We start from the raw sequence: 23,550 nt of genomic DNA, 5'->3' as shown, positions 1-23,550 counted from the left end.
TGCCCGCATCGCTGCCGTTCGCACCACGTGTTCATCGCAACGTAGTCCAATAACAAAAGGGGTAATCCATGAAGAAGGCCATCATCCATTCCGGCGTCGCCGCCGGCGTCCTCACCTGCAGCATGGGCCTGGCGCACGCCGCCGACGACAAGCCCGCGGCGCCCGACGACGTCGTGCCCGCCGCGGCCACGCCGGCCGTCGAAGCCGGGCCCACCAACGCAGGCGTCGTGATCGTGACGGGCACGCGCGCATCCGGCCTGAAGGTCGAGAACAGCGCCTCGCCGATCCAGGTGCTCGACTCGAGCTCGCTGCAGCGCACGGGCCAGCCGGACCTGATCCAGGCGCTGTCGCAGAACCTGCCTTCGCTGAACGCCCAGGCCTTCGGCGGCGACATGGCCAACATGACGCTGTCGGCGCGGCTGCGCGGCCTTTCCCCCAACAACACGCTGGTGCTGGTCAACGGCAAGCGCCGCCACGGCACGTCGAACCTGGCCGTGCTGGGCGGCCCCTACCAGGGCGGCGCCGCGGCCGACCTGAACTACATCCCGGTGGCCGCCATCGACCACATCGAGGTGCTGCAGGACGGCGCCGCGGCGCAGTACGGCACCGACGCGATCGCGGGCGTGGTCAACATCATCCTCAAGCAGAACTACAAGGGCGGCACCGCCAACGTCAACGGCGGCGGCTACGGCGACGGCGGCGGCCACACGGGCGACGGCACCGCCAATATCGGCCTCGCGCCCTTCACCGACGCCTTCCTGAGCCTGACGGCGGAAACCAAGTACCACGGCTTCTCGGACCGCGGCGGCATCGACCCGCGCGTCAACGATCCAGCCAACCTGGCCGCCATGCCGCAGCTGCAGAACCATCCGGGCTACCCGTACGTGAACCACATCTCCGGCGACGCCCAGTACCGCCAGCACATCTTCGCCGCCAACTTCGGCGTCGACATCACGCCCGACCTGAACCTGTACAGCTTCGCCACCTACGGCAAGAAGAAGGCGCGCGCGTTCGAGAACTACCGCACCCCGGACCGCCTGCCGAAGCTCTATCCGACCGGCTTCTCGCCGCAGGAAGTCTTCGACGAGAAGGACTGGGCCTTCACGGCCGGCATCAAGGGTAAGCTGCCGGGCAACTGGAACTGGGACCTGTCCAGCACCTACGGCAAGGACACGGCCGACCTGGGCGTGGCGCACTCGGGCAACGTCTCGCTGTTCAACGACACGGGCGCAACCCCGACCGAGTTCCATGCCGGCCAGTTCGTCGCCAGCCAGTGGACCAACAACCTCGACGTGAACCGCGAGTTCGACGTCGGCTGGGCCACGCCCCTGACCTTCGCCATCGGCCTGGAACACCGCCGCGACGAATACGAGATCGGCGCCGGCGACGCCGCCTCGCGCTACAAGGAAGGCTCGCAATCGTTCCCGGGCTTCTCGCTGACGGACGCCGGCAAGCACAGCCGCAACAGCAAGGCCGGCTACATCAACTTCTCGTCGCAGCCGATCAAGGACTGGACCGTCGACCTGGCCGGCCGCTACGAGCACTTCAGCGACTTCGGCAACGCCAAGGTGGGCAAGCTGACCAGCCGCTACGACTTCAGCCCGGCCGTGGCCCTGCGCGCCACCTACTCGAACGGCTTCCGCGCGCCGACGCTGGCCGAGTCCTACTATTCGGCCACCAACGTCGGCCCGCGCACGGCCTTCGTCCAGCTGCCGCCGAACTCGCCGGGCGCGCGCCTGGTCGGCGTGAACGGCCTGCGTCCGGAAGCCTCGACCAACATCAGCGCCGGCATCGTGCTCAACCCGGCGCCGAACGTGGCGATCACGGCCGACGCCTACAAGATCACGATCCGCGACCGCATCGTCGGCTCCGGCTCGCTGTGCGGCTCGGGCGGCGCCGTCAACTCGCCGGCCGTCACGGCGGCGATCCTGGCCAACGGCAACGTGCTCGATCCGAGCGTGGTGCAGACCGGCATCAACATCTTCTCGAACGCCGTCAACACCCGCACCAGCGGCCTGGAGTTCGTCGCCACGCTGAACAGCAACTACGGCAGCGCCGGCCGCGTCGACTGGTCGCTCGCGGCGAACTACAACCGCACCGAGGTCATCAAGATCAACCAGGCCCCGGTCGAACTGCGTCCGCAGACGCTGCTCGACCAGACCGCGATCTCCGACCTGGAAACGGCCTCGCCGCGCGTGCGCGTGAACCTGGGTGCGCTGTGGAAGATGGGCAACTGGACGGTGAACCTGCGCGAGAACTTCTTCGGCAAGTCGTCCGAGCTGCAGTCGTCCGACGGCGCCACCTACTACGAGACCGAGATCAAGCCGACCGCCCTGACGGACCTCGAAGTGAGCTACCAGTACAACAAGGCCTGGACCTTCTCGCTCGGCGCGAACAACCTGTTCAACCAGTACCCGAACCACATCAACGCCAACCTGCTGGCCGAGCAGCGCGCGAACCTGGACAACGCGGCCGTGACCGTGTATCCGAGCTTCTCGCCGTTCGGGATCAATGGCGGATATTACTATGCGCGGGTGGGGTTCAAGTTCTGAACCTGGCTCGATGCTTCGTTGAAGACGGCCCGTACTTCGTGCGGGCCGTTTTTTTGGGCGTCCCTTCGGGCGCAGCGTCTTTTCGTGCCATGCCCTGCCGGAAGGCCGGCGCAACCGATCCCGGCCCGGACGTAGAATTCCCTGCCCGGCCGACGATGCCGGCTTTCCCGCAATCGACTACCGGACTCCCATGACGCGTCTCCCTATCGCCAGCCTGGCACTGGCCATCCTGCCGGTCCTCGCCCCCGCATCCGCCGGGGCCCAGGACATCGTGCGCCACAAGAACGTGGGATCGCCGCTGCCGATCGCGCAAGCCGTCAGCATCGCCCCGGGCGTCGCGCTGCACTTCGTCAGCGGGCAAGTGCCGCCATCGATCGACAAAAACGCCAACCAGGACACGCCCGCTGCCTACGGCGATACCCGGACCCAGGCGATCGGCGTGCTGACCCGCATCCAGGACGTCTTGCGCGGCATGGGCATGACGATGGGCGACGTGGTCAAGATGCAGGTGTTCCTCGTCGGCGACCCGGCCCGCGGCGGCAAGGCCGACACGGCCGGCTTCGCCGATGCCTACGCCCGCCTCTTCGGCCCCGGCCAACCGAACCTGCCGGCCCGCGCCCTGGTCCAGGTGGCTGCGCTGGGCAATCCCGGCTGGCTGGTCGAGATCGAGGTCATCGCGGCTACGCCCCGTTGACCGGCACAGGCCATCGCGGCACGCCCTTGCCGCCGTCTCCTAGACGTGTTCGTGGCGCGGGAATCGTTGCCAGACGAGCTGGCGCGGCCCTGTCCGGGCCGCCTCGTCCGGACCGCAGAACTCGACCCTGACCAGCACATCCGACTAGTAGGCGAGTCGCACGACGCCATCGGAACGTACCCATTCAATGTGCTGCGCCGGGATCGGGGGAAGACAGGGACGCTTGCATCGTGGCTCCTTCGCGGCGGACGACGGTTCAGCCGACGATGGTAGCGGAGCGAGGATGAAAGATGACGTCCGGCAACGTGACGCCGGTCAAGCTCAGGCTTTTTGGCTTGCGGGCAGGCCGGCCCCGCAATCCTTGCAGAATTTCGCCGACGCCTCGTGGCCGCCGCTGCCGCAGGCGGAACACGTGCGCGGCGGCGACAGCGGCTGCAGCGGCGGCGGCCGCATGGGACCATGGCGGCGATCGCCGCGGCGCAGCGTCATCTCGGCCGTGACGATCCCCGTCGGCACGGCCAGGATGCTCCAGCCGAGCAGCATCATGAACGAGGCGATGGCCTTGCCCAGGTGCGTGTGCGGCGTGATGTCGCCGTAGCCCACCGTCGTCATCGTGACGGTGGCCCAGTACATCGAGACGGGAATGCTGGTGTAGCCGTTCTGCGGCCCCTCCACCACGTACATCAGGGTGCCGAAGATCAGGATCGCCATCAGCACCACCGACAGGAACACCATGATCTTGCGCCGGCTCGCGGCCAGCGCCTCGCCCAGGCGCAGGTATTCCTCGATGTACAGCGTGAGCTTGAAGATGCGGAAGACGCGCAGCAGGCGCAGGATGCGGATGTCGATCAGCACGGCGCTGCCCGTCACCAGCAACGAGAAATAGGTGGGCAGGACCGCCAGCAGGTCGATGATGCCGTAGAAGCCCGTGACGTAGCGCCAGGGGCGCTGGACGGCGACGACACGCGCGATGTACTCGGCGGAGAACAGCAGCGTGAACGTCCATTCGAGCACGTGCAGCGCGGTGCCGTGCTGCTGGTGCAGGCGCGGCACGCTGTCCAGCACGACGACGAGGATGCTGAGCAGGATCGCGATCACCAGCGCGATGTCGAAGCGCCGCCCGGCCGGGGTGTCGGCCTCGAAGATCACGTCGTACATGCGGCGCCGCCAGCCCGGCGGCGGCTTGCCGTAGGATGGCGGCGACTGCGGCACGTAGCCGCCTGTCGTGCCCTCGGCCGGCTTGCCTTCCTCCGCCATCATCCGCGGTCCCTGGTGCAACGCTCGTATGCGGTCATGCGGCTCAGTCGGCGTGGCGCTCGACCCAGGTCGCGTAGCATTCCATGAACTGCGTGAGGAAGCTGCGCAGGCTGTCGTCCTTCAGTTCGTCGCCGTCGAACTTGTCGGCGATGCCGCCGATATAGGCTTCGGGCGACTGCATGCAGGGCATGTTCAGGAATACCAGCGTCTGGCGCACGGCGTGGTTGGCGCCGAAGCCGCCCAGCGCGCCCGGCGAGTTGCTGACGATGGCGCAGGGCTTGCCGGTCCAGGCGGCCTTGCCGTAGGGACGCGAGCCGACGTCGATCGCGTTCTTCAGCACGCCGGGCAGCGAGCGGTTGTATTCGGGCGTGGTGAACAGGATGCCGTCGGCTTCGCGGATGCGGTCGCGGAATTCGCTCCAGGCCGGCGGCGGCGCGTCCGTCTCGTCGTCCTGGTTATACATCGGCAGCTGGCCGATCTCGACGATCTCCAGCTCAAGCGTGGGCGGCGCCACCAGCATCAGCTGCTTCGCCAGTTTGCGCGTGAACGACTCCTTGCGCATGCTGCCCACCAGTACTGCGATCTTCCGTGTTGCCATGGTCGTCCTTTCCGGTCGCGATGAGAAGCTCGAGACCAGAGTGTAGCGGTTCTGGCGGCGGGGCGGCACGCACGCGCCGCGCCAGCCCCGCGTCAGGCGGCGCGGGCCGCCACGGGTGCGCCCCAGGCCTTGAAGGCGCGCTGGATCAGCAGCGTCTCGCGGCCATCCAGCACGGTGTCGGCATGGACGATGTCGAGCATCGCCTTCATCGTGCCCATGCGCAGGGCGGGATCCTCGACGTCGTGCAGCAGGCCGTCGAGCAGTTTCGCATCGATCTCGACCTCGCCGGCGCCGCGCTGGTGGGCGGTGGCGAGCAGGTCTTCGCACAATTCCTGCACGACGTCGTCGAAGTCGTCCTCGTCGATACCGACGCCCTGCAGGATGCCGGAATGATGCATGGCCTTCAGTTCGGCCGGGGCCAGGTGGCCGTCGACGATCATCGCCAGGGCCAGCAGGCGCGAGACGGCACGGGGACTGTCGGTGGCATAGATTCGCATGGTATTCCTCATCAAAGTGTCGATGGCTCCCAGCCTAAGGTCCGCACTCGATAAAGTAAAATCGAATTATCTTTTGCAATCATCAAGATTTCCGGAGCTGTTTCTTGATTAACTACAAGCACCTGCAATACTTCTACATGGTAGCGACGACGGGCACGGTGTCCGCGGCGGCGCAGCGCCTGCACGTCACGCCGCAGGCGATCAGCGGGCAATTGCAGCTGCTCGAGGACCAGCTCGGCGAGGCGCTGCTGCGCCGCAAGGGCCGCGTGCTGGAATTGACGGATGCCGGCAAGACGGTGCTGATGTATGCGGAACGCATCTTCGACCTCGGCAACGAGCTGGAACAGACGGTGCGGCGCGGCCTGTTCCGCGAAGCGGAGACGCTGCGCGTGGGCGTCGGCGACATGATCCCGAAGACGCTCGCCTTCCGCCTGCTGCAGCCGGCGCGCGACGCCGGGCTGGCGCTGCGCCTCGTGTGCCGCGAAGGCCCGCTCGACGCGCTGCTGCAGGACCTGGCGGCGCACCGCCTGGACCTCGTCATCACGGACCGCGGCCTGCCCGCCGGCAGCGCCGTGCGCGGCCATACCCACCTGCTCGGCTCCAGCACCCAGACGATCCTGGGCCACCCGGGCCTGTGCGCGCAATGGGAAGGCGGCTTCCCGCAGCGCCTGCGCGGCGCGCCCTTCCTGCTGCCGGGCGCCGACACGGCGCTGTACAGCCAGTTGCAGGCCTGGTTCGACCTGCGGGACCTGCGTCCCATCGTGGCGGGCGAATTCGACGACGGCGCCCTGCTGATGTCGTTCGCCCGCGAAGGCGCGGGCTTCGTGCCGGCCCCCACCGTGCTGGCGCCGACCATCTGCCGCGAATACGGCCTGGTCGCGCTGGGGGAGATCGCCACGATCGCCGAGCAGTTCCATGCCGTGACCGTGGCGCGGCGCATCGACCACCCGGCCGTGCGCCGCATCCTCGATCATGCGGGCACCCTGTTTGCCGATTAAACCTTGATCTTTACATGGATTAACTTTGCGATTGGACAATATTTATGATTTCGCATGTAATATAAAGGGCTACGCGCGCGACCGTCGCGCGCCTGGCCCTGTCCATGGAGGTCTCTTGCTCAAGCAGGTCACCGTCGGCGCATCGCGGCATGCTCGCCTGAAGCTGTTCGGCTACTACGTGCAGCGCATCGTCACGAGCCGCACCATCCGGCGTGCGGCGAACCGCGCGACGGTTGCCGTGCTGGCCTCGCTGCATGGCCGTCCCGAACAACGCCCCGCCCTCACCCCCGCCATCACCCCCGCGCTCGCGGCCCTCCGTGCCGACGGCTGCGCGCCGCTGGGCCGGCTGCTGTCCGCGGCCGAGTGCGCCGAGGTGCTTGCATGGCTGGAAGGACGCGACATGGTCGCTGCGCGCGCGGGCGGCCAGGTGTTCCGGGCCGGCGCCGTGCCGGCCGGGACGCGCTTCGCCGACTATCCGCTCGACAGCGTCGTCCATTGCCCGCACATCCTGGCGCTGGCCAACCGTCCCGACGTGCTGCAGTTGGCGCAGGACTATCTCGGCTACACACCGACGATCACCCAGCTGGCCTTGCGCTGGTCCTTCCCCGGCGCACAGGCCGACGCCGACGTGCAGGGGTTCCACCGCGACTCCGAACCGGGCAGCATCAAGCTGCTGGCCTACCTCACCGACGTCGACCTCGACGCCGGGCCGCACAGCTACGTCGCCGGCACCCACCGCGACCGCATGCCGCTGCGCCTGCACCACTATGCCGACGCCGACATCGCGCGCGACTACGGCGCCGGCCTGGTGGTGACGGGGCCGGCCGGCACCGCATTCGCCATCGACACCAAGGGCATCCACAAGGGCACGCCGCCGCGGCGCCATGCGCCCCTGGTACTGATGGTGCAGTACTCGCTGCTGCCCTGCCTGATCTACGATTACTCCCCCGTCGCCTACCGCGGCGGCCTCGCCGTCGACCGTTACGTCAACCGCCTCATGATCAGTGCGGCGTCACCAGCTTGAGGCCGACGATCCCGGCCGCGATCAGGCCGATGCACACGAGGCGCGCCACGGTCGCCGCCTCGCCGAACAGCGCCATCCCCGCCAGCGCCGTGCCGACGGCGCCGATGCCCGTCCAGACCGCATAGGCCGTCCCCAGCGGCAGCGTCTTGACGGCCTGGCCGAGCAGCAGCACGCTCGCCACCATCGCGGCCACCGTGCCCACGCTGGGCCACAAGCGGCTGAAGCCGTCCGTGTACTTGATCCCGACGGCCCAGGCGATTTCGAACAGGCCTGCCAATCCCAGTACGAGCCACACCATGTTTGTTTCTCCCGATGATCGAATGGTTCGCATGATAGGTGCCGCGCCGCGATCCACCAAGCCGCGCGTGAAAAAGCGCGTATCTTCCGGGCTTGCCAATCGCTACACTTGTTGATTTGTATCGATACCGGGAGGCACGCTTGGAGCACGAAAGTCACCATCACCACCATCCCCACGGCACCGGCCTGCGCTGGCTCGACATCGTGCTGGGCGTCTGCGCCACCGTCGTCTCGCTGGTATCGCTATGGCTCGGCATCCATTCGGCGCATTCGATGGAAAAACTGGTGGCGGCCAACAGTTATCCGTATGTCGACCTGATGCGCTCGATGGGCTCGGACATCCCCTTGCCCGGCACCGACCGCAACCGCCGTGTCGTCGAATACCTGCTGGCCAACAACGGCGTCGGCCCGGCCCGCGTCGAATGGGTGGAGCTGCGCTACAAGGGCAAGCCGGTGGCGAATATCGACGACCTGCTGGATGCCTGCTGCGCCACGAAGGCGCACGACACGAGTGGCGTGGACCGGCGCGGCAATGTCGTCAATGCACTGATTCCGCCGCGTGCATCCGTCAAACTGTTCACGTGGACCGAGCAGCCCCATGCCAATGCCGACTTCGATACGCTCCACCGCAGCATGAAGGACATTGCCGTCTCGGCCTGCTACTGCTCGGTGTTCGACGAGTGCTATGTGCGTCGCGAAAACAATGCGGAGAAACCGGAAGCCGTCGCCCACTGTCCCGCGCCGGAACTGGCATTCGCTCCACGCTTCCGCACGGATTGACTCAGATCCGGCGGCGCCGGTATTCGTCCAGGAAGGATTCCGCCTCGCGCGGGCTCAAGACCCTGACCGGGTCGCCATGCCAGGCATACAGGAACGGCGGCCCGCCGTCGCGGTCCGTGAGCTTCGCGCGGATCAGGAAGCGCGTGCCGGCCGGATAGCGTTCCGGGTCGGCCAGCGCCCGCGCGCACTGCACCCGCATCGACGTGGCATAGGCCTGCCCCGCCACCGGCTTGATGCGCAGGCGGCCCGTGCGCGCGTCGCACACGGATTCGACCGCCACGTCGCGATAGGCCCAGGGGTCGCGTGCCATGTCAGGCCTCGGCCGCGACGGCGACGGGCCTGGCGACGGGCGCTTCGCGGATCGGCAGGTTGACGAGGGCGGCGAGGACCGCCAGCACGATGTCCGCGTACCACATCCACGCATAATCGCCGAATCGCACGACGGCGAGCCCGCCCAGCCAGGCGCCGAAGAAGCCGCCGACCTGGTGCGACAGCAGCGTCAGGCCGAACAGGGTCGACAGGTAGCGCATGCCGAACAGCTTGCCGACCAGGCCCGCCGTCGGCGGCACGGTGGCCAGCCAGGTGAAGCCCAGCGCGGCGGCGAACACGTAGAACGTCGCCGGCGTCTTGGGCGCGACGAGGTACAGGGCGATGATGACGGCGCGGCTGCCGTACATCAGCGCCAGCAGCCATTTCATGCGGTAGCGCTGTCCCAGCGCGCCGGCCGTCAGCGAACCGAAGATGTTGAAGAGGCCGATCAGGCCCAGCGACGTCGCCGACACGGCCGCCGGCAGGCTGCACAGCGCCACCTCGCCCGGCAGGTGGGTGACGAGGAAGGCGATATGGAAGCCGCAGGTGAAGAAGCCCGCGTGCAGGCACAGGTAGCTGCGGTCGCGCATGGCCTCGCGCAGCTGGCGGCCCAGCGTGAGTGCCGGCAATGCGCCATGACCGGCGACGCTGGCGCTGGCGCCCGATGCCGCGGCGGCCGGCTTGCCGCTCAGGGGACGGGCCAGCGGGATCGTCAGCAGCGTGGTCGCGGCCAGCGCCCACATCGCGCTGACCCAGCCGAAGGCGGCGATGAGGGCATGCACGGCGGGAGCGAAGACGAACTGGCCGAAGGAGCCGCCGGCATTGATGAAGCCGGACGCGAAGGCGCGCCGCTCGGGCGGCAGGCGCTGGGCGGTGGCGCCGATCAGGATCGAGAAGCTCCCTGCCCCGGCCCCGGCCGCGGACAGCACGCCGAGCGTGAACAGCAGGCCCCATTGCGAGGACACGAAGGGCGTGGCGGCCAGCCCGGCAGCCAGCAGGACGCCGCCCAGCACGATCACGCGCCCCGGGCCGTACTTGTCGGCGACGGCGCCGAACACGGGTTGCGACGCGCCCCACATGAACTGGCCGACCGCCATGGCGAAACTGATCGAAGCGATGCCCAGGCCGGTGGCCGTGTTGATGGGCGAGAGGAACAGGCCCGTGGTGAGGCGCGCGGCCATCGTCAGCATCAGGATGGCGCTGGCGGACAGGATCAGCAGCCAGGCGCTTCGCGGGCTCATCGCAGGTGCGTTCGTCATGGCGTCCCCATTATTGTTGGTTCTGCCATTATCGCGGTGAAGGGGCGCTGCCGTAAACCACCGTCGCCCCCGCGCAGGCGGGGGCCTAATTTCGCATGCTGTACGGCTGCGCTTGCAACATTGGGCCCCTGCCTTCGCAGGGGCGACGTGCTGGCGAGCGTGCGTATCGCTTACGCTTCCGCCCTGACCAGCAACGCCGTCGCCTGCGCCGCCATGCCCTCCTCACGGCCGAGGAAGCCCAGCTTCTCGTTGGTCTTGGCCTTGATGTTCACCTGCTGCGGCGACACGCCGATGTCCTCGGCGATGCGCGAGACCATCTGCGGGATGTGCGGGCCCATCTTCGGCTGCTGGGCGATGATGGTGGCGTCGATGTTGCCGATCGTGTAGCCGGTGGCCACGACGCGGTGCGCCACTTCGCGCAGCAGCGTGCGCGAGTCGGCGCCCGCGAACATGGGGTCCGTGTCCGGGAAGTGCTTGCCGATGTCGCCCAGGCCGGCGGCGCCCAGCATGGCGTCGATGATCGCGTGCAGCAGGACGTCGGCGTCCGAGTGGCCCAGCAGGCCCAGGCGGTGCGGGATGGTCACGCCGCCGACGATCAGCTTGCGGCCCTCGACCAGGGCGTGGCAGTCATAGCCGGTTCCGATGCGAAACGGCGGGGTTGGGTTGTACGATGCGAGTGCCATGGTGTGTCTTGCGTCTTAGACGAATTCGGGTTGGGAGACCGCCAGGTAGATCTCGGCGATGCGGATGTCTTCCGGCAGCGTGACCTTCAGGTTGCGCGGATGGCCTTCCACCAATCTTGGGCTCAATCCGAGCGCTTCAACCGCACTGGCGTCGTCGGTAATCGTGTTCGGGTCGGTGGCGGCGTTGAGCGCCTCGCGCAGCAGCTGGTAGCGGAACATCTGCGGGGTCTGGGCGAGCCACAGGCCATTGCGGGGAATGGTGCCGGCCGCCTCGCCGTCGATGCAGCGCTTGACGGTGTCGACCACGGGCAGCGCCAGCAGGCCCCCGGCCGGGTGGTCGCCGGTGGCCGTCACGAGTTTTTCGATCAGTTCGGCCGTCAGGCCCGGGCGGGCGGCGTCGTGCACCAGCACCCAGTCCGTGTCGGCCAGCGTGTTGGCCAGTACGGCCAGGCCGTTGCGCACGGATTCCATGCGGCTGTCGCCGCCGCAGCGCAGCACCGTCACGCCGTGGCTGGGCGCGACCCCGTCGATGTACGGGTCGTCCGGGCTGACGACGACGAAGGTATGGGCGATCAGCTCGCTGGACAGGAAAGCGTCGAGCGTATGGCGCAGCATGGGCTTGCCGCCGATCTTGAGGTACTGCTTCGGGCTGGCGGCCCCCATGCGGGAGCCGACGCCTGCTGCGGGAATTAATGCGAAGTAACGCGGTGCTTGAGTCATGTAAGTTCAGTGACGAGCTGCAGATTACGAGCCTGGCCGTCTTGTCGATCCAATAAGAGACTGTACCTCACCTTGGCAAACTTTGCTGAGACGCGCGTATTCGACGGGACTGTCGATCGCCGCCTGCAGGCGCTCCACGCGCATCATCTCGGCTTTGATGTAGGGCATCCAGTTGGCGTCGATCTCGGCCTGCAGCAGGCTGCGCGCCTGGCCGCGGCGCGCGTACAGGGGCTTGCCGCTGAAGCGCCGCGCCAGGCGGATGCGGATGCGCTCTTCCACTTTCGGCAGAAAGTCCAGGTAGGTGTTGAGATGTCGCATTTCGTGGGCGAGTATCTCGCGGTACGAACAGGTGTCCGGCGCGAATTCGCTGCTGACGTAGATGACGATGGGCGGATAGTACAGCGTCACGTCGACCTGCGGCATCACGCATTCGTTCGCGCCGCCCGGCTCTTCCAGCAGCACGCCGTCGACCTTGATGGACACGCGCGATTCGGCGCGCGTCAGGCCCAGCACGAGCCCGTTTCTGACTGCGACGCGCTTCAGTTGCGTCAGCGCGCGCCACGACAGGGTGTTGTCGACCCGGTAGCCGGCATCGCGCGAGGAGAACGTGGCGCCGGCCTTGCCGGCGGCTTCCTCGCAGCGTTGCTGGAAGGCGCTGCGCGCCGCGCAGGTGCCCGCGCAGGCGAGCAGCGCCCATCCCAGCAACAGCTGCGAGGCCAGGTTCACGTGGGTGTCCAGGTGCCTGCCAGGAATTTCTCCAGCCAGAACGTGCCGATCACCGTCTTGACGTCGGTGATCTCGCCGCGCTTGATCATCTCGAGCAGCTCGGGCACGGTGGCCGTGAACGTCTCGAGGAACTCGCCGTCGTCCAGCTTGGCCTCGCCGGCCACGAGGCCGCGCGCCAGGAACAGGTCGAGGTGCTCGTCGGAATAGGCGATGGCGTTGTGGATCGTGCAGACGAAGTGCCACTCGCTCGCCGTGTAGCCCGTCTCTTCCTCGAGCTCGCGCTTGGCCGATGCCAGCGAGGCCTCGCCCGGGTCGATCTTCCCGGCCGGGAATTCGATGAAGACGCGGTCGTTCGGGTAGCGGTACTGGCGCTCCAGCAGCACGCGGCCGTCGTCCAGCAGCGGCAGGATCACGACGGCGCCGGGATGGCGGATGAATTCGCGCTTCGACTCCTTGCCGTCGGGCAGGCGGATGCGGTCGCGGGTGACTTTCAGGAAGTGCCCGTCGTAGGCGAGCTCGCCATCGATGCGGGTTTCTCTCAGGTGGGAATCGTCAGAGGGTTCCAAGCAAGCTCCGGTGTGATCGTTGATCGGTCACCGGAGCTGTCGGACTCCGGCGGTCAGGCGGGGCGTGCCGTTTTCCGTTTCAGCAGGTAGCGGCCTACGAAACCGGGAAACGCCAGCACGACGAACAGGCAGGCCGTGATCGCGTAGAACTCCCAGGTCTGGGTAAATGCATTCCCGATCTGGGTTTCGAGCAAACGGGCCAATCCGCCGACGACGAAGTATAAGACAAACAACTCGAGAAGGCGCACGACGAAGTACTTGGCGTGCGCCTTGCCCAGTGCCGGCTTCACGGGGATGAAGCCGAACACGCGCTCATTGAGGAACGGCAGGTTGGCGAACGCGATCGCGACCGCGATCACCAACCAGGCTGCGAGCGTGGTATCCACGGCCGATCAGGAACCGAGGGTCTTGGTCATGGCCGACAGGCAGGCCGCCAGCAGGCCGCCCGGCATGATGCCCAGCACCACGACCAGGATGCCGTTCAGCGACAGCACGACGCGCATGTCCATCGGGGTCGAGATCGGGCTCGCATCGGCGACCTCGTCGAACCAGATGGTCTTGACCACGCGCAGGTAGTAGAACGCGCCGATCAGTGAGAACAGCACGGCCACGATGGCGAGCCACAGCTGGCCGGTGGCGACCACCGCCTGCAGCACGGCCCACTTGGCCATGAAGCCCATCATCGGCGGCACGCCGGCCAGCGAGAACATCAGCACGGTCATGACGATCGCGTACCACGGGCTGCGCTTGGCCAGGCCCTTGAAGTCGGCGATTTCCTCGGCTTCGAAGCCCGAGCGCGCCAGCATCATGATCAGGCCGAAGCTGCCCAGCGTGGTCAGCACGTAGGTGATCGTGTAGTACATCGACGCGCTGTAGGCGGTGGCGGCGTTGGCCGCGTTGCCGCCGACCACGCCCGCGGCCATGCCCAGCAGGACGAAGCCCAGCTGCGCGATGGTCGAATAGGCCAGCATGCGCTTGAGGTTGGTCTGCGCGATCGCGGTCAGGTTGCCCAGGCCCAGCGACAGCACGGCCAGCGCCAGCAGCATCTGCTGCCAGTCGAACGCCAGCGGCAGCAGGCCTTCGACGAGGATGCGGATCATCATGGCGAACGAGGCCAGCTTCGGCGCGGCGCCCAGCAGCAGCGTGACGGCCGTCGGCGAACCCTGGTACACGTCCGGCACCCACATGTGGAACGGCACGGCGCCCAGCTTGAAGGCCATGCCGGCCACGACGAACACGAGGCCGAACACGAGGATCGTGTGCTTCTCGGTACCGGCCGTGATGGCGTTCGAGATCGCGGTGATGTCCAGCGAACCGGTGGCGCCGTAGATCATCGAGATACCGTAGAGCATGAAGCCCGAGGCCAGCGAACCCAGGATGAAGTACTTCATCGAGGCTTCGGTCGAGGTCGCGTGGTCGCGGCGGATCGCCACCAGCGCATACAGCGACAGCGACATCATTTCCAGGCCCAGGTAGATCGGCAGCATGTTATTGCCGGAGATCATGATCATCTGGCCCAGCGTCGTGAACAGGGCGAGGACGTAGAACTCGCCGCCCATGTTCCCCGACATCATGCCGCGCTCGTCGGCGTACTGGCGCGAATACACGAGGGTCACGCCCACGGCCAGGTAGGTGAACAGCTTGAGCAGGTTCGCCATCGGATCCGACACGAACATGTTGTGGAACGTGTAGGCGGTGGTGCCGGCACTGAAGTCGGCATAGGTGATGCCGGCGCAGACCACGAGGGTCAGCAGCGACAGCACGTAGGTCAGGTTACGCTTGCTGTCCTTCTTCTGGAACATGTCGATCAGAAGAATGGCGCAGGACGCGATCACCAGGAAGATTTCTGCGTGGATTGGCCCGAAATCGTAGGCCGCCGTCGCAACAGTAGTGTCAATCATGGGATTCATTTGTTATAGGGTCCGCTTGGCTTATTGGGGCAGCTTGCTGACCGACACGTGCTGCAGCAGGTCCGCGACCGAGACTTGCATCGTGTCGGTGAACGGCGCCGGATACAGGCCCATGTAGATGGTCAGGATGGCGAGCACGCCCAGCATGAAGAACTCGCGGCCGTTCAGGTCGACCAGTTCGGCGACGTGCTTGTTGCCGATCTTGCCGAACACGACGCGCTTGACCATCCACAGCGAGTACGCCGCGCCCAGGATCAGGGCGGTGGCGGCCAGCAGGCCGGTCCAGAAGTTGAACTGGACGGCGCCCAGGATGACCATGAATTCGCCTACGAAGCCCGAGGTGGCCGGCAGGCCGCAGTTGGCCATGGCGAACAGCACCGAGAAGGCGGCGAACTTCGGCATCGTGTTCACGACGCCACCGTAGTCGGCGATCTGGCGCGAGTGCATGCGGTCATACAGCACGCCGATGCACAGGAACATGGCGCCCGACACGAAGCCGTGCGAGATCATCTGCACGATGCCGCCCTGCACGCCGATCTCGTTGAAGATGAAGAAGCCCAGCGTGACGAAGCCCATGTGGGCGATCGACGAGTAGGCGACCAGTTTCTTCATGTCGGCCTGCACCATCGCGACGAGGCCGACGTAGATCACGGCGATCAGCGACAGCACGATGATCAGGGGGGCCAGGTAGTGCGAGGCGTCCGGGGCGATCGGCAGCGAGAAACGCAGGAAGCCGTAGCCGCCCAGCTTCAGCATGATCGCGGCCAGCACGACGGAACCGCCGGTCGGCGCTTCCACGTGGGCGTCCGGCAGCCAGGTGTGCACCGGCCACATCGGGACCTTGACGCCGAAGGCCATCAGGAAGGCCAGGAAGATCAGCACCTGCTCCGTCATCGACAGCTTGACGTTGTGCCATGCCAGGATGTCGAAGGAACCGCCCGACTTGTTGTACAGGTAGATGATTGCGACCAGCGTCAGCAGCGAACCCATGAACGTGTACAGGAAGAACTTGAAGGCCGCGTACACGCGGTTCGGTCCGCCGAACACGCCGATGATGATGAACATCGGGATCAGGGTGGCTTCGAAGAAGAAGTAGAACAGCAGGCCGTCCAGCGCGACGAACACGCCGATCATCAGGCCCGACAGCAGCAGGAAGGAACCCATGTACTGGGCCACGCGTTCCGTGATGACTTCCCAGGCCGAGATCACGACGATGATCGTGATGAAGGCGGTCAGCGGCACGAACCACAGCGAGAGGCCGTCGATGCCGAGGTAGTACTGGATGTTGAAGCGTTCGATCCAGGCGGCTTTTTCCACGAACTGCGGTCCGTGGGCGCTATTGCTGAACTGCGTGAACAACGGGATCGTCGGCAGGAAGCTGACGATCGAACCGACCAGCGCCAGCACGCGGGTGAAACCCGCCTTGCTGTCGCGGCCGACGGCCAGGATCAGCACGCCGAACAGGATCGGCAGCCAGACCGACAGGCTCAAATATGGAGGAAAGGTTGAAATCGTGGACTGCATTTGTTTTTCTCTCTTTTAGGCCTGCCAGAACGGGAAGAAGTACAGCAGCGTACCCAGCACGCCCAGGATCATCACGAACGCATAGTGGTAGATGTAACCGGTTTGGAACGTACGGACGATGGTCGAGAACCAACCCACCAGCTTGGCGCTGCCGTTGACGACGAAGCCGTCGATCAGCGCGCGATCGCCCACCTGCCACAGGCCCTTGCCCAGCAGGCGTGCGCCGCCGGCGAACACGACTTCATTGAACTTGTCCATGTAGTACTTGTTGTCCAGCAGGGTGTGGATCGGCTTCAGCGCCTTGTAGAAGGCAGCCGGCACGCGCGGATTGATCATGTAGCAGTAGTAGGCGGCAACGACGCCGGCCAGTGCGAGCCAGAACGGTGCGGTCGTGAAGGCATGGATGCCCATCGCGGCGGCGCCGTGGAACTCGTGGGCCAGTTCTTCCATCGCCGGGTGGTTCTCGCCGATGAAGATGACGTTCTTGAAGAAGTCGCCGAACAGCATGGGGCCGATCGCGAAGAAGCCGATGATGACCGACGGGATCGCCAGCAGGATCAGCGGCAGCGTGACCACCAGCGGCGACTCGTGCGGCTTCTGGCCCGGGGCCAGGCCGTGGTGGCCGTGATCGTCTTCTTCCTCTTCGTGGTGCGCGTCCGAATCGTGCAGCGCGTGCGGATCGTGGGCGTCGTGCGCCGCGGCCACGGCTTGCTTGTGGGCGTCGTGGCGGTGCGACGCGTCGCCGTGCGAATGATCGTCATGCGCATGCGCCTTGCCGAAACGCTCTTCCCCGTGGAACACCAGGAAGTACATGCGGAAGGAGTAGAACGCGGTGATGAACACGCCGGCCGTCACGGAGAACGCGGCGAAGCCCGAACCCCACAGGTGCGATGCGTGCACGGCCTCGATGATCGAATCCTTCGAGTAGAAGCCCGAGAAGAACGGGGTACCGATCAGGGCCAGCGAGCCCAGCAGCGAGGTGATCCAGGTGATCGGCATGTACTTGCGCAGGCCGCCCATGTTGCGCATGTCCTGGTCGTGGTGCATGCCGATGATGACGGAACCCGCGCCGAGGAACAGCAGCGCCTTGAAGAACGCGTGGGTCATCAGGTGGAACACGGCCACGTTGTAGGCCGAGACGCCCAGCGCCACGGTCATGTAGCCCAGCTGCGACAGCGTTGAGTATGCGACGACGCGCTTGATGTCGTTCTGGATGATGCCCAGGAAGCCCATGAACAGCGCGGTGATCGAACCGATGACGATGATGAAGGACAGCGCGGTGTCCGACAGCTCGAACAGCGGCGACATGCGGGTCACCATGAAGATGCCGGCGGTAACCATGGTCGCGGCGTGAATCAGTGCCGAGATCGGGGTCGGGCCTTCCATCGAGTCAGGCAGCCACACGTGCAGCGGGAACTGCGCCGACTTGCCCATCGCGCCGATGAACAGGCAGATGCAGGCGGCGGTCAGCAGCGGCCACGAGGTGCCCGGCACGGTCATCGCGGACAATGCACCGGCTTTCGCGAAGGTCTCGCCGTAGTTCATCGTGCCGGTGGCGGCCAGCAGCAGGCCGATGCCGAGGATGAAGCCGAAGTCGCCGACGCGGTTCACCAGGAACGCCTTCATGTTCGCGAAGATCGCGGTCGGGCGGGTGTACCAGAAACCGATCAGCAGGTAGGAGACCAGGCCCACCGCTTCCCAGCCGAAGAACAGCTGCAGGAAGTTGTTGGACATGACCAGCATCAGCATCGAGAACGTGAACAGCGAGATGTACGAGAAGAAGCGGTTGTAACCGTCGTCCTCGGCCATGTAGCCGATCGTGTAGATGTGCACCATCAGGGAGACCGAGGTCACCACGCACATCATCATCGCCGACAGCGAATCGATCTGGAAGCCGACGGCCATCTTCATGGTGCCGATGGTCATCCAGGTATAGACATCGCCATTGAAGGTGGCGCCGCCCATCACGTCCATCAGGGTCATGACCGAGATGACGAGCGCCACGAACACGCCGAGGATGGTCGCGGTATGCGACACCTTGCGGCCGACGACGTTGCCGAAGAACTTGGTGCCGAGCAGGCCGGCGATCGCCGAGCCCACGAGCGGTGCGAGTGGCACCGCCAGCAAGAGATTAGGGTTGAGTTGCCCCGCCATAATGAACCTTTTCTTATTTATCGAGGAGGTTGACCGAACAAACCGCTCAGCCCTTCAGGCTGTCGAGGTCTTCCACGTTGATCGTGTCCAGGTTACGGAACAGGACCACCAGGATCGCCAGGCCGATCGCCGATTCGGCGGCCGCGACAGTCAGGATGAAGAACACGAAGATCTGCCCTGCCGCGTCCCCCAGATAGTGCGAGAACGCCACGAAGTTCAGGTTCACCGCCAGCAGCATCAGTTCGATGGCCATCAGCAGGATGATGATGTTCTTCCGGTTCAGGAAAATGCCGACCACGGAGATCGCGAACAGGATCGCGCCCAGGATCAGGTAGTGAGCGAGCGATACGGTCATTGCGCCTCCTTGTTGTCGCTTTGTGCAGCAGCGGCAGCGGCGGCTGCAATGGCAGCATCGTCGATCGCCTTCTGGTTCACCGCCTGGACCTTGACGATCTTCAGGCGGTCGTTGCGTTTGACGCGGACGGCGACGCCCGGGTCGATGGCCTTGGTGTCCTTGCGCTTGCGCAGGGTCAGGGCCACGGCGGCGATGATGGCCACCAGCAGGATCAGGCCGGCGATCTCGAAGCCGTAGATGTACTGGGTGTAGATCAGCTTGCCCAGCTCCTTGGTGCCGCCGATGTGGCCCACGGTCGCTTCGGTCGGCGCCGCGCCGGTGCCCAGGAAGCCGCGCCACAGGACGGCGGCCATCTCCAGCACGATCAGCGCGCCGATGATGGATGCCAGCGGCAGGTAGCCCCACATGCCTTCGCGCAGGCGGTCGACGTTAATGTCGAGCATCATGACGACGAACAGGAACAGCACCATGACGGCGCCGACGTAGACCAGCACCAGCACGATGGCCAGGAACTCGGCCTTCAGCAGCATCCAGATGCCGGCAGCGTTGAAGAACGCGAGCACCAGGAACAGCGCGGCGTGGACCGGGTTCCTGGCGGTGATGACGCGCAACCCGGCCACTACCATGACGGCCGAGAACACGTAGAAAAGAACGGTTGTGAAATCCATGACTTACGCTTGTGCCCTCTTGTTATTAGCGGTACTTCGCATCGGCTTCGCGTGCGGCTGCGATGTCGTTCTCGTAGCGGTCGCCCACGGCCAGGAGCATTTCCTTGGTGTAGTACAGGTCGCCGCGTTTCTCGCCGTGGTATTCGAGCACCTGGGTCTCGACGATCGAGTCGACCGGGCACGATTCTTCGCAGAAGCCGCAGAAGATGCACTTGGTCAGGTCGATGTCGTAGCGCGTCGTACGGCGGGTGCCGTCGTCGCGCTGCGCCGACTCGATCGTGATGGCCATGGCCGGGCACACGGCTTCGCACAGCTTGCAGGCGATGCAGCGCTCTTCCCCGTTGGGGTAGCGGCGCAGCGCATGCAGGCCGCGGAAGCGCGGCGAGATGGGGGTCTTCTCTTCCGGATACTGGACCGTGATCTTGCGCGACAGCGCGTACTTGCCGGTCAGGGCCAGTCCCTTCAACAGCTCGGTCAGCATCAGGCTGCCGAGGATCTCTTTTACTCGTGTCATTTGATGTGCTTCCTTACTTCCAGATGTTCCACGGCGTCTGCATCCAACCGGCAACCAGCACCAGCCAGATCAGGGTCAGCGGAATGAAGACTTTCCAGCCCAGGCGCATGATCTGGTCGTAGCGGTAACGGGGCCAGCTGCCACGCACCCAGACGAACAGGGAGACGATGAAGAAGGTTTTCAGGAACAGCCAGAAGAAGCCGCCGAAACCGCCGCCGATGTCCAGGAAGCCGAACGGTGCCGACCAGCCGCCCAGGAACATGATCGATGCCAGCACGCCGACCAGGATCATGTTGGCGTACTCGGCCAGCATGAACATGGCGTAGGACATGCCCGAATACTCGACCATGTGGCCGGCCACGATTTCCGATTCGCCTTCCACCACGTCGAACGGGTGGCGGTTGCACTCGGCCAGGCCGGAGGTGATGTAGATGACGAACAGCGGCAGCAGCGGCAGCCAGTTCCACGACAGGATGTTCACGCCGTGCTCGGCGAACATGCCGCGCTGCTGGGCGCCGACGATGTCGGAGAAGTTCAGGCTGCCCGACACCATCAGCACCACGACCATCACGAAGCCCATCGGGATCTCGTACGAGATCATCTGGGCCGAGGCGCGCATGGCGCCCATGAACGAGTACTTCGAGTTGGCGGACCAGCCGGCGATGATGATGCCGTACACCTCCATCGAGGTGATCGCCAGTAGCAGCAGCAGGCCCGCGTTGACGTTCGCCAGCGCGACTTCCGGGCCGAACGGGATCACCGACCAGGCGGCCAGCGCCGGCATGATGGTCATCAGGGGGCCGATGACGAACAGGCTCGGGGTAGCCTTGGCGGGCACCACGATTTCCTTCAGCAGCAGTTTCAGCGCGTCGGCGATCGGCTGCAGCAGGCCTAGCGGGCCCACGCGGTTCGGACCCACGCGGATGTGGATCCAGCCGATCAGCTTGCGCTCCCACAGCACCAGGTAGGCCACCAGGCCCATCAGGGGCAGCAGGACGCAGACGATTTTCAGCAGCGTCCAGGCAACCGGCCAGACGGTCGGGCCCAGCAGGCTCGCGCCGCCGCTGTTGAGGTTATTGATAAGTTCAGGCATAGCCATTGTTGTTGATCTCCCCGCTTTATGCTTTGGCTACGTTGATCGGACCGAACATGTCGCCCAGCACCGCGGTCGACTCGTGGCTGGCGGCCACGCGCACGACGTTGGCCGGCAGGTGACGGTCGACGTTGGCCGTCAGGACCACACTGCCCTGCCCTTGCGACACGGCGACCTTGTCGCCGGCCTGCACGCCCAGCTTCTCGGCCAGTTGCGCCGAGATGGTGGCGAGCGGCGCCTGCGCGTCGGCCGTGCGCAGCAGCGGCTCGGAACGGCGCGCGATGGCGTCGGCGAAATAGATCGGCACGTCGGCCAGGCGCTCCAGTTGCTCGCCGTTGCCGTAGCGCGCTGCCGTCGGGGCCAGCTTGGCCACGTTGTTCAGCTTGGCGGACAGGTCGGTATTGCCCTTGCCCAGCGCTTCGTCGCGGATCGCTTCCGAGTTCTCGTAGTCGAAGCCCGACAGGCCCAGCAGGTTGCCCAGCACGCGCAGCACTTTCCAGGCCGGACGGGTCTCGCCCAGCGGCTTGACGGTGCCGTTGAAGCTCTGTGCGCGGCCTTCGCAGTTGACGAAGGTGCCGGCCGTTTCGCTGAACGGCGAGATCGGCAGCAGCACGTCGGCGTAGTCCATGCCGTGCTTGAAGGCGGACATGGCGACGACCATCTCGGCGCCGTTCAGGGCGGCGATGGCCTGGGCCGGGTTGGCGGCATCCAGTTCCGGCTCGGCGCCCAGCAGCACGTAGGCTTTCTTCGGCTGCGCGAACAGGTTCGCCGCGTTCTTCGAGACGGCGTTCACCAGGTAGCCGCCGACGGTGTTGGCCGCTTCGACGAAGTAGCCGAACTTGGCGCCGGTCTGGTCGGCGATCCACTGTGCCAGCGCGTGGATCTGCGAGGCTTGCGGGTGGTTGGCGGCGGCATTGCCCAGCAGGACGGCGCCCGGCATGTCGGCCGCGTTCTCGACGACCAGGGTGGCGGCGATGGCCTTGGCCACGTCGCCCGCCTCGATGCCCTCGAAGCCGCTTGGCGCCGCGATGCCCTTGGCGGCGGCGACGGCGACGGCGATCTCGGTCAGCGCGGCCAGCCAGTCGCTCGGTGCGGCGATCAGGCGGTTCGCGGTCGGGATCAGGTTATCGTCGGCGGAGCCGTGCACGATCGACAGCTTCGCGCCCGACTTGACGGCGGCGCGCAGGCGCAGCGCGGCCAGCGGGTGGTCCTTGCGCAGGAAGGAGCCGACGACCAGCACGCGCGACAGCGTCGACAGCTCGGCGATCGGCATGCCCAGCGACGGGACGACGCTGCCGTCCAGCGCGAAATCGCTCTGGCGCAGGCGGAAGTCGACGTTCTCGATGCCGAAGCCGCGCATGGCCTTCTGCAGCAGGTACAGCTCTTCGACGGTGGAGTGACCGGTCGCGACGGCGGCGATGGCATCCGCGCCGTGCTCGTGGCGGATGTTGCGCAGGCCGTGGGCGACGTATTCCAGCGCGGTCTGCCAGTCGGTCTCGACCCACTTGTTGTCCTGCTTGATCATCGGCGCGGTCAGGCGCGAGGCATTGTCCAGCGCCTCATACGAGAAGCGGTCCTTGTCGGACAGCCAGCACTCGTTGACCTGCTCGTTTTCCAGCGGCAGCACGCGCATGACCTTGCCGCCCTTGACCTGGACGATCAGGTTCGAGCCCAGCGAGTCGTGCGGCGACACCGAACGGCGGCGCTGCAGTTCCCACGGACGTGCCGAGTAGCGGAACGGCTTGCTCGTCAGCGCGCCGACCGGGCACAGGTCGATCATGTTGCCCGACACTTCGGAGTCGACCGACTTGCCCACGAAGGTGGTGATCTCCGAGTGCTCGCCGCGGCCGACCATGCCGAACTCCATCACGCCGGCCACTTCCTGGCCGAAGCGCACGCAGCGGGTGCACTGGATGCAGCGCGACATCTCTTCCATCGAGATCAGCGGGCCGGCTTCCTTCGGCACGACGACGCGCTTCTCTTCCGCGTAGCGCGATTCGCCCTTGCCGTAGCCGACGGCCAGATCCTGCAGCTGGCATTCGCCGCCCTGGTCGCAGATCGGGCAATCCAGCGGGTGGTTAATCAGCAGGAACTCCATCACGGACTTCTGCGCGTGCACGGCCTTGTCGCTGTGGGTGCGCACGATCATGCCCGGCGAGACCGGGGTGGCGCAAGCCGGCAGCGGCTTCGGTGCCTTCTCGACTTCCACGAGGCACATGCGGCAGTTGGCCGCAATCGACAGCTTCTTGTGGTAGCAGAAGTGCGGGATGTAGGTTCCCAGTTTGTTTGCGGCGTCCATCACCATGGAACCTGGCGGGACTTCGACTTTCTTGCCGTCTAATTCGATTTCAACCATTTGATCTTTGCCTGAC

The 23,550-nt window shown here is 65.9% G+C and carries 24 protein-coding genes; 5 read left to right on the top strand and 19 right to left on the bottom strand.

The features are described 5' to 3' along the window. The first annotated feature begins 68 nt into the window (after window positions 1-68). On the top strand, window positions 69-2,552 hold the full coding sequence (locus tag ACI1V7_RS03105; protein ID WP_404530299.1) for a TonB-dependent receptor plug domain-containing protein: 2,484 nt from the start codon (window positions 69-71) through the stop codon (window positions 2,550-2,552). Between the two features lie 190 nt (window positions 2,553-2,742). Beyond that, entirely contained in the window at window positions 2,743-3,246 is a 504-nt protein-coding gene (locus ACI1V7_RS03100; protein ID WP_404530298.1) for a RidA family protein, read from the top strand. Window positions 3,247-3,567: 321 nt separating this feature from the next. On the opposite strand, the gene ACI1V7_RS03095 is transcribed toward ACI1V7_RS03100, so the two are convergent. The 3 genes from ACI1V7_RS03095 to ACI1V7_RS03085 form a co-directional block, all read right to left on the bottom strand. Beyond that, window positions 3,568-4,506 carry an ion transporter gene (locus tag ACI1V7_RS03095; protein WP_404530297.1) on the bottom strand — a complete coding sequence of 313 codons (939 nt, stop codon included), beginning with the start codon at window positions 4,504-4,506 and terminating at the stop codon, window positions 3,568-3,570. A gap of 40 nt (window positions 4,507-4,546) precedes the next feature. Beyond that, entirely contained in the window at window positions 4,547-5,101 is a 555-nt protein-coding gene (locus ACI1V7_RS03090; protein ID WP_404530296.1) for an NADPH-dependent FMN reductase, read from the bottom strand. A gap of 92 nt (window positions 5,102-5,193) precedes the next feature. Next, window positions 5,194-5,598, bottom strand: coding sequence for a tellurite resistance TerB family protein (locus ACI1V7_RS03085; protein WP_404530295.1), 405 nt, complete (start codon window positions 5,596-5,598; stop codon window positions 5,194-5,196). A 104-nt stretch (window positions 5,599-5,702) separates the two neighbouring features. Here ACI1V7_RS03085 and ACI1V7_RS03080 point away from each other — a divergent pair, with 104 nt between their 5' ends. Beyond that, window positions 5,703-6,596, top strand: coding sequence for a LysR family transcriptional regulator (locus tag ACI1V7_RS03080; protein WP_404530294.1), 894 nt, complete (start codon window positions 5,703-5,705; stop codon window positions 6,594-6,596). Between the two features lie 115 nt (window positions 6,597-6,711). Continuing rightward, window positions 6,712-7,620, top strand: a complete 909-nt coding sequence (locus tag ACI1V7_RS03075) for a phytanoyl-CoA dioxygenase family protein (protein WP_404530293.1) — start codon at window positions 6,712-6,714, stop codon at window positions 7,618-7,620. Here ACI1V7_RS03075 and sugE read toward each other — a convergent pair. Further along, window positions 7,598-7,918: a quaternary ammonium compound efflux SMR transporter SugE gene (gene sugE, locus ACI1V7_RS03070; RefSeq protein WP_290413667.1), complete on the bottom strand. Its 321-nt coding sequence runs from the start codon at window positions 7,916-7,918 to the stop codon at window positions 7,598-7,600. The genes ACI1V7_RS03075 and sugE overlap by 23 nt on opposite strands. A gap of 140 nt (window positions 7,919-8,058) precedes the next feature. Here sugE and ACI1V7_RS03065 point away from each other — a divergent pair, with 140 nt between their 5' ends. Beyond that, window positions 8,059-8,697 carry a hypothetical protein gene (locus ACI1V7_RS03065; protein ID WP_404530292.1) on the top strand — a complete coding sequence of 213 codons (639 nt, stop codon included), beginning with the start codon at window positions 8,059-8,061 and terminating at the stop codon, window positions 8,695-8,697. A 1-nt stretch (window position 8,698) separates the two neighbouring features. Here the strand turns inward: ACI1V7_RS03065 and ACI1V7_RS03060 are convergent, their stop codons facing one another. The 15 genes from ACI1V7_RS03060 to nuoG form a co-directional block, all read right to left on the bottom strand. Next, window positions 8,699-9,007: a hypothetical protein gene (locus ACI1V7_RS03060; protein WP_404530291.1), complete on the bottom strand. Its 309-nt coding sequence runs from the start codon at window positions 9,005-9,007 to the stop codon at window positions 8,699-8,701. A gap of 1 nt (window position 9,008) precedes the next feature. Then, complete coding sequence (locus ACI1V7_RS03055; RefSeq protein ID WP_404530290.1) at window positions 9,009-10,265, bottom strand: MFS transporter; 1,257 nt, start codon at window positions 10,263-10,265, stop codon at window positions 9,009-9,011. A 170-nt stretch (window positions 10,266-10,435) separates the two neighbouring features. After that, window positions 10,436-10,948, bottom strand: coding sequence for a 2-C-methyl-D-erythritol 2,4-cyclodiphosphate synthase (gene ispF, locus ACI1V7_RS03050; protein ID WP_404530289.1), 513 nt, complete (start codon window positions 10,946-10,948; stop codon window positions 10,436-10,438). Window positions 10,949-10,963: 15 nt separating this feature from the next. Further along, window positions 10,964-11,668: a 2-C-methyl-D-erythritol 4-phosphate cytidylyltransferase gene (gene ispD, locus ACI1V7_RS03045; protein ID WP_404530288.1), complete on the bottom strand. Its 705-nt coding sequence runs from the start codon at window positions 11,666-11,668 to the stop codon at window positions 10,964-10,966. A 24-nt stretch (window positions 11,669-11,692) separates the two neighbouring features. Then, window positions 11,693-12,394: a hypothetical protein gene (locus ACI1V7_RS03040; RefSeq protein ID WP_404530287.1), complete on the bottom strand. Its 702-nt coding sequence runs from the start codon at window positions 12,392-12,394 to the stop codon at window positions 11,693-11,695. Next, a complete protein-coding gene (locus tag ACI1V7_RS03035) occupies window positions 12,391-12,960 on the bottom strand; it encodes an NUDIX domain-containing protein (RefSeq protein WP_404530286.1) in 570 nt (189 codons plus the stop codon). The genes ACI1V7_RS03040 and ACI1V7_RS03035 overlap by 4 nt, the downstream gene beginning before the upstream one ends. Before the next feature lie 53 nt (window positions 12,961-13,013). Further along, window positions 13,014-13,346 carry a DUF2818 family protein gene (locus ACI1V7_RS03030; RefSeq protein ID WP_404530285.1) on the bottom strand — a complete coding sequence of 111 codons (333 nt, stop codon included), beginning with the start codon at window positions 13,344-13,346 and terminating at the stop codon, window positions 13,014-13,016. A 6-nt stretch (window positions 13,347-13,352) separates the two neighbouring features. After that, window positions 13,353-14,870, bottom strand: a complete 1,518-nt coding sequence (nuoN, locus tag ACI1V7_RS03025; RefSeq protein ID WP_404530284.1) for an NADH-quinone oxidoreductase subunit NuoN — start codon at window positions 14,868-14,870, stop codon at window positions 13,353-13,355. A 21-nt stretch (window positions 14,871-14,891) separates the two neighbouring features. Next, complete coding sequence (locus tag ACI1V7_RS03020) at window positions 14,892-16,394, bottom strand: NADH-quinone oxidoreductase subunit M (protein ID WP_404530283.1); 1,503 nt, start codon at window positions 16,392-16,394, stop codon at window positions 14,892-14,894. A gap of 15 nt (window positions 16,395-16,409) precedes the next feature. Continuing rightward, complete coding sequence (gene nuoL / locus ACI1V7_RS03015) at window positions 16,410-18,548, bottom strand: NADH-quinone oxidoreductase subunit L (RefSeq protein ID WP_404530282.1); 2,139 nt, start codon at window positions 18,546-18,548, stop codon at window positions 16,410-16,412. Between the two features lie 46 nt (window positions 18,549-18,594). Beyond that, a complete protein-coding gene (gene nuoK / locus ACI1V7_RS03010) occupies window positions 18,595-18,903 on the bottom strand; it encodes an NADH-quinone oxidoreductase subunit NuoK (RefSeq protein ID WP_170203380.1) in 309 nt (102 codons plus the stop codon). Next, window positions 18,900-19,571 carry an NADH-quinone oxidoreductase subunit J gene (locus tag ACI1V7_RS03005; RefSeq protein WP_404530281.1) on the bottom strand — a complete coding sequence of 224 codons (672 nt, stop codon included), beginning with the start codon at window positions 19,569-19,571 and terminating at the stop codon, window positions 18,900-18,902. The genes nuoK and ACI1V7_RS03005 overlap by 4 nt, the downstream gene beginning before the upstream one ends. Before the next feature lie 25 nt (window positions 19,572-19,596). Then, complete coding sequence (nuoI, locus tag ACI1V7_RS03000; protein ID WP_290413654.1) at window positions 19,597-20,085, bottom strand: NADH-quinone oxidoreductase subunit NuoI; 489 nt, start codon at window positions 20,083-20,085, stop codon at window positions 19,597-19,599. A 13-nt stretch (window positions 20,086-20,098) separates the two neighbouring features. Beyond that, complete coding sequence (gene nuoH, locus ACI1V7_RS02995) at window positions 20,099-21,184, bottom strand: NADH-quinone oxidoreductase subunit NuoH (protein ID WP_404530280.1); 1,086 nt, start codon at window positions 21,182-21,184, stop codon at window positions 20,099-20,101. Between the two features lie 19 nt (window positions 21,185-21,203). Then, a complete protein-coding gene (gene nuoG / locus ACI1V7_RS02990; RefSeq protein ID WP_404530279.1) occupies window positions 21,204-23,534 on the bottom strand; it encodes an NADH-quinone oxidoreductase subunit NuoG in 2,331 nt (776 codons plus the stop codon). Between the last annotated feature and the right edge of the window lie 16 nt (window positions 23,535-23,550).

The organism is Massilia paldalensis (assembly GCF_044901715.1).
GTDB lineage: Bacteria > Pseudomonadota > Gammaproteobacteria > Burkholderiales > Burkholderiaceae_D > Telluria > Telluria paldalensis.
The sequence above is the reverse complement of the archived record's forward strand: the minus strand, read 5'-3'. Positions and strand labels throughout refer to the sequence as shown.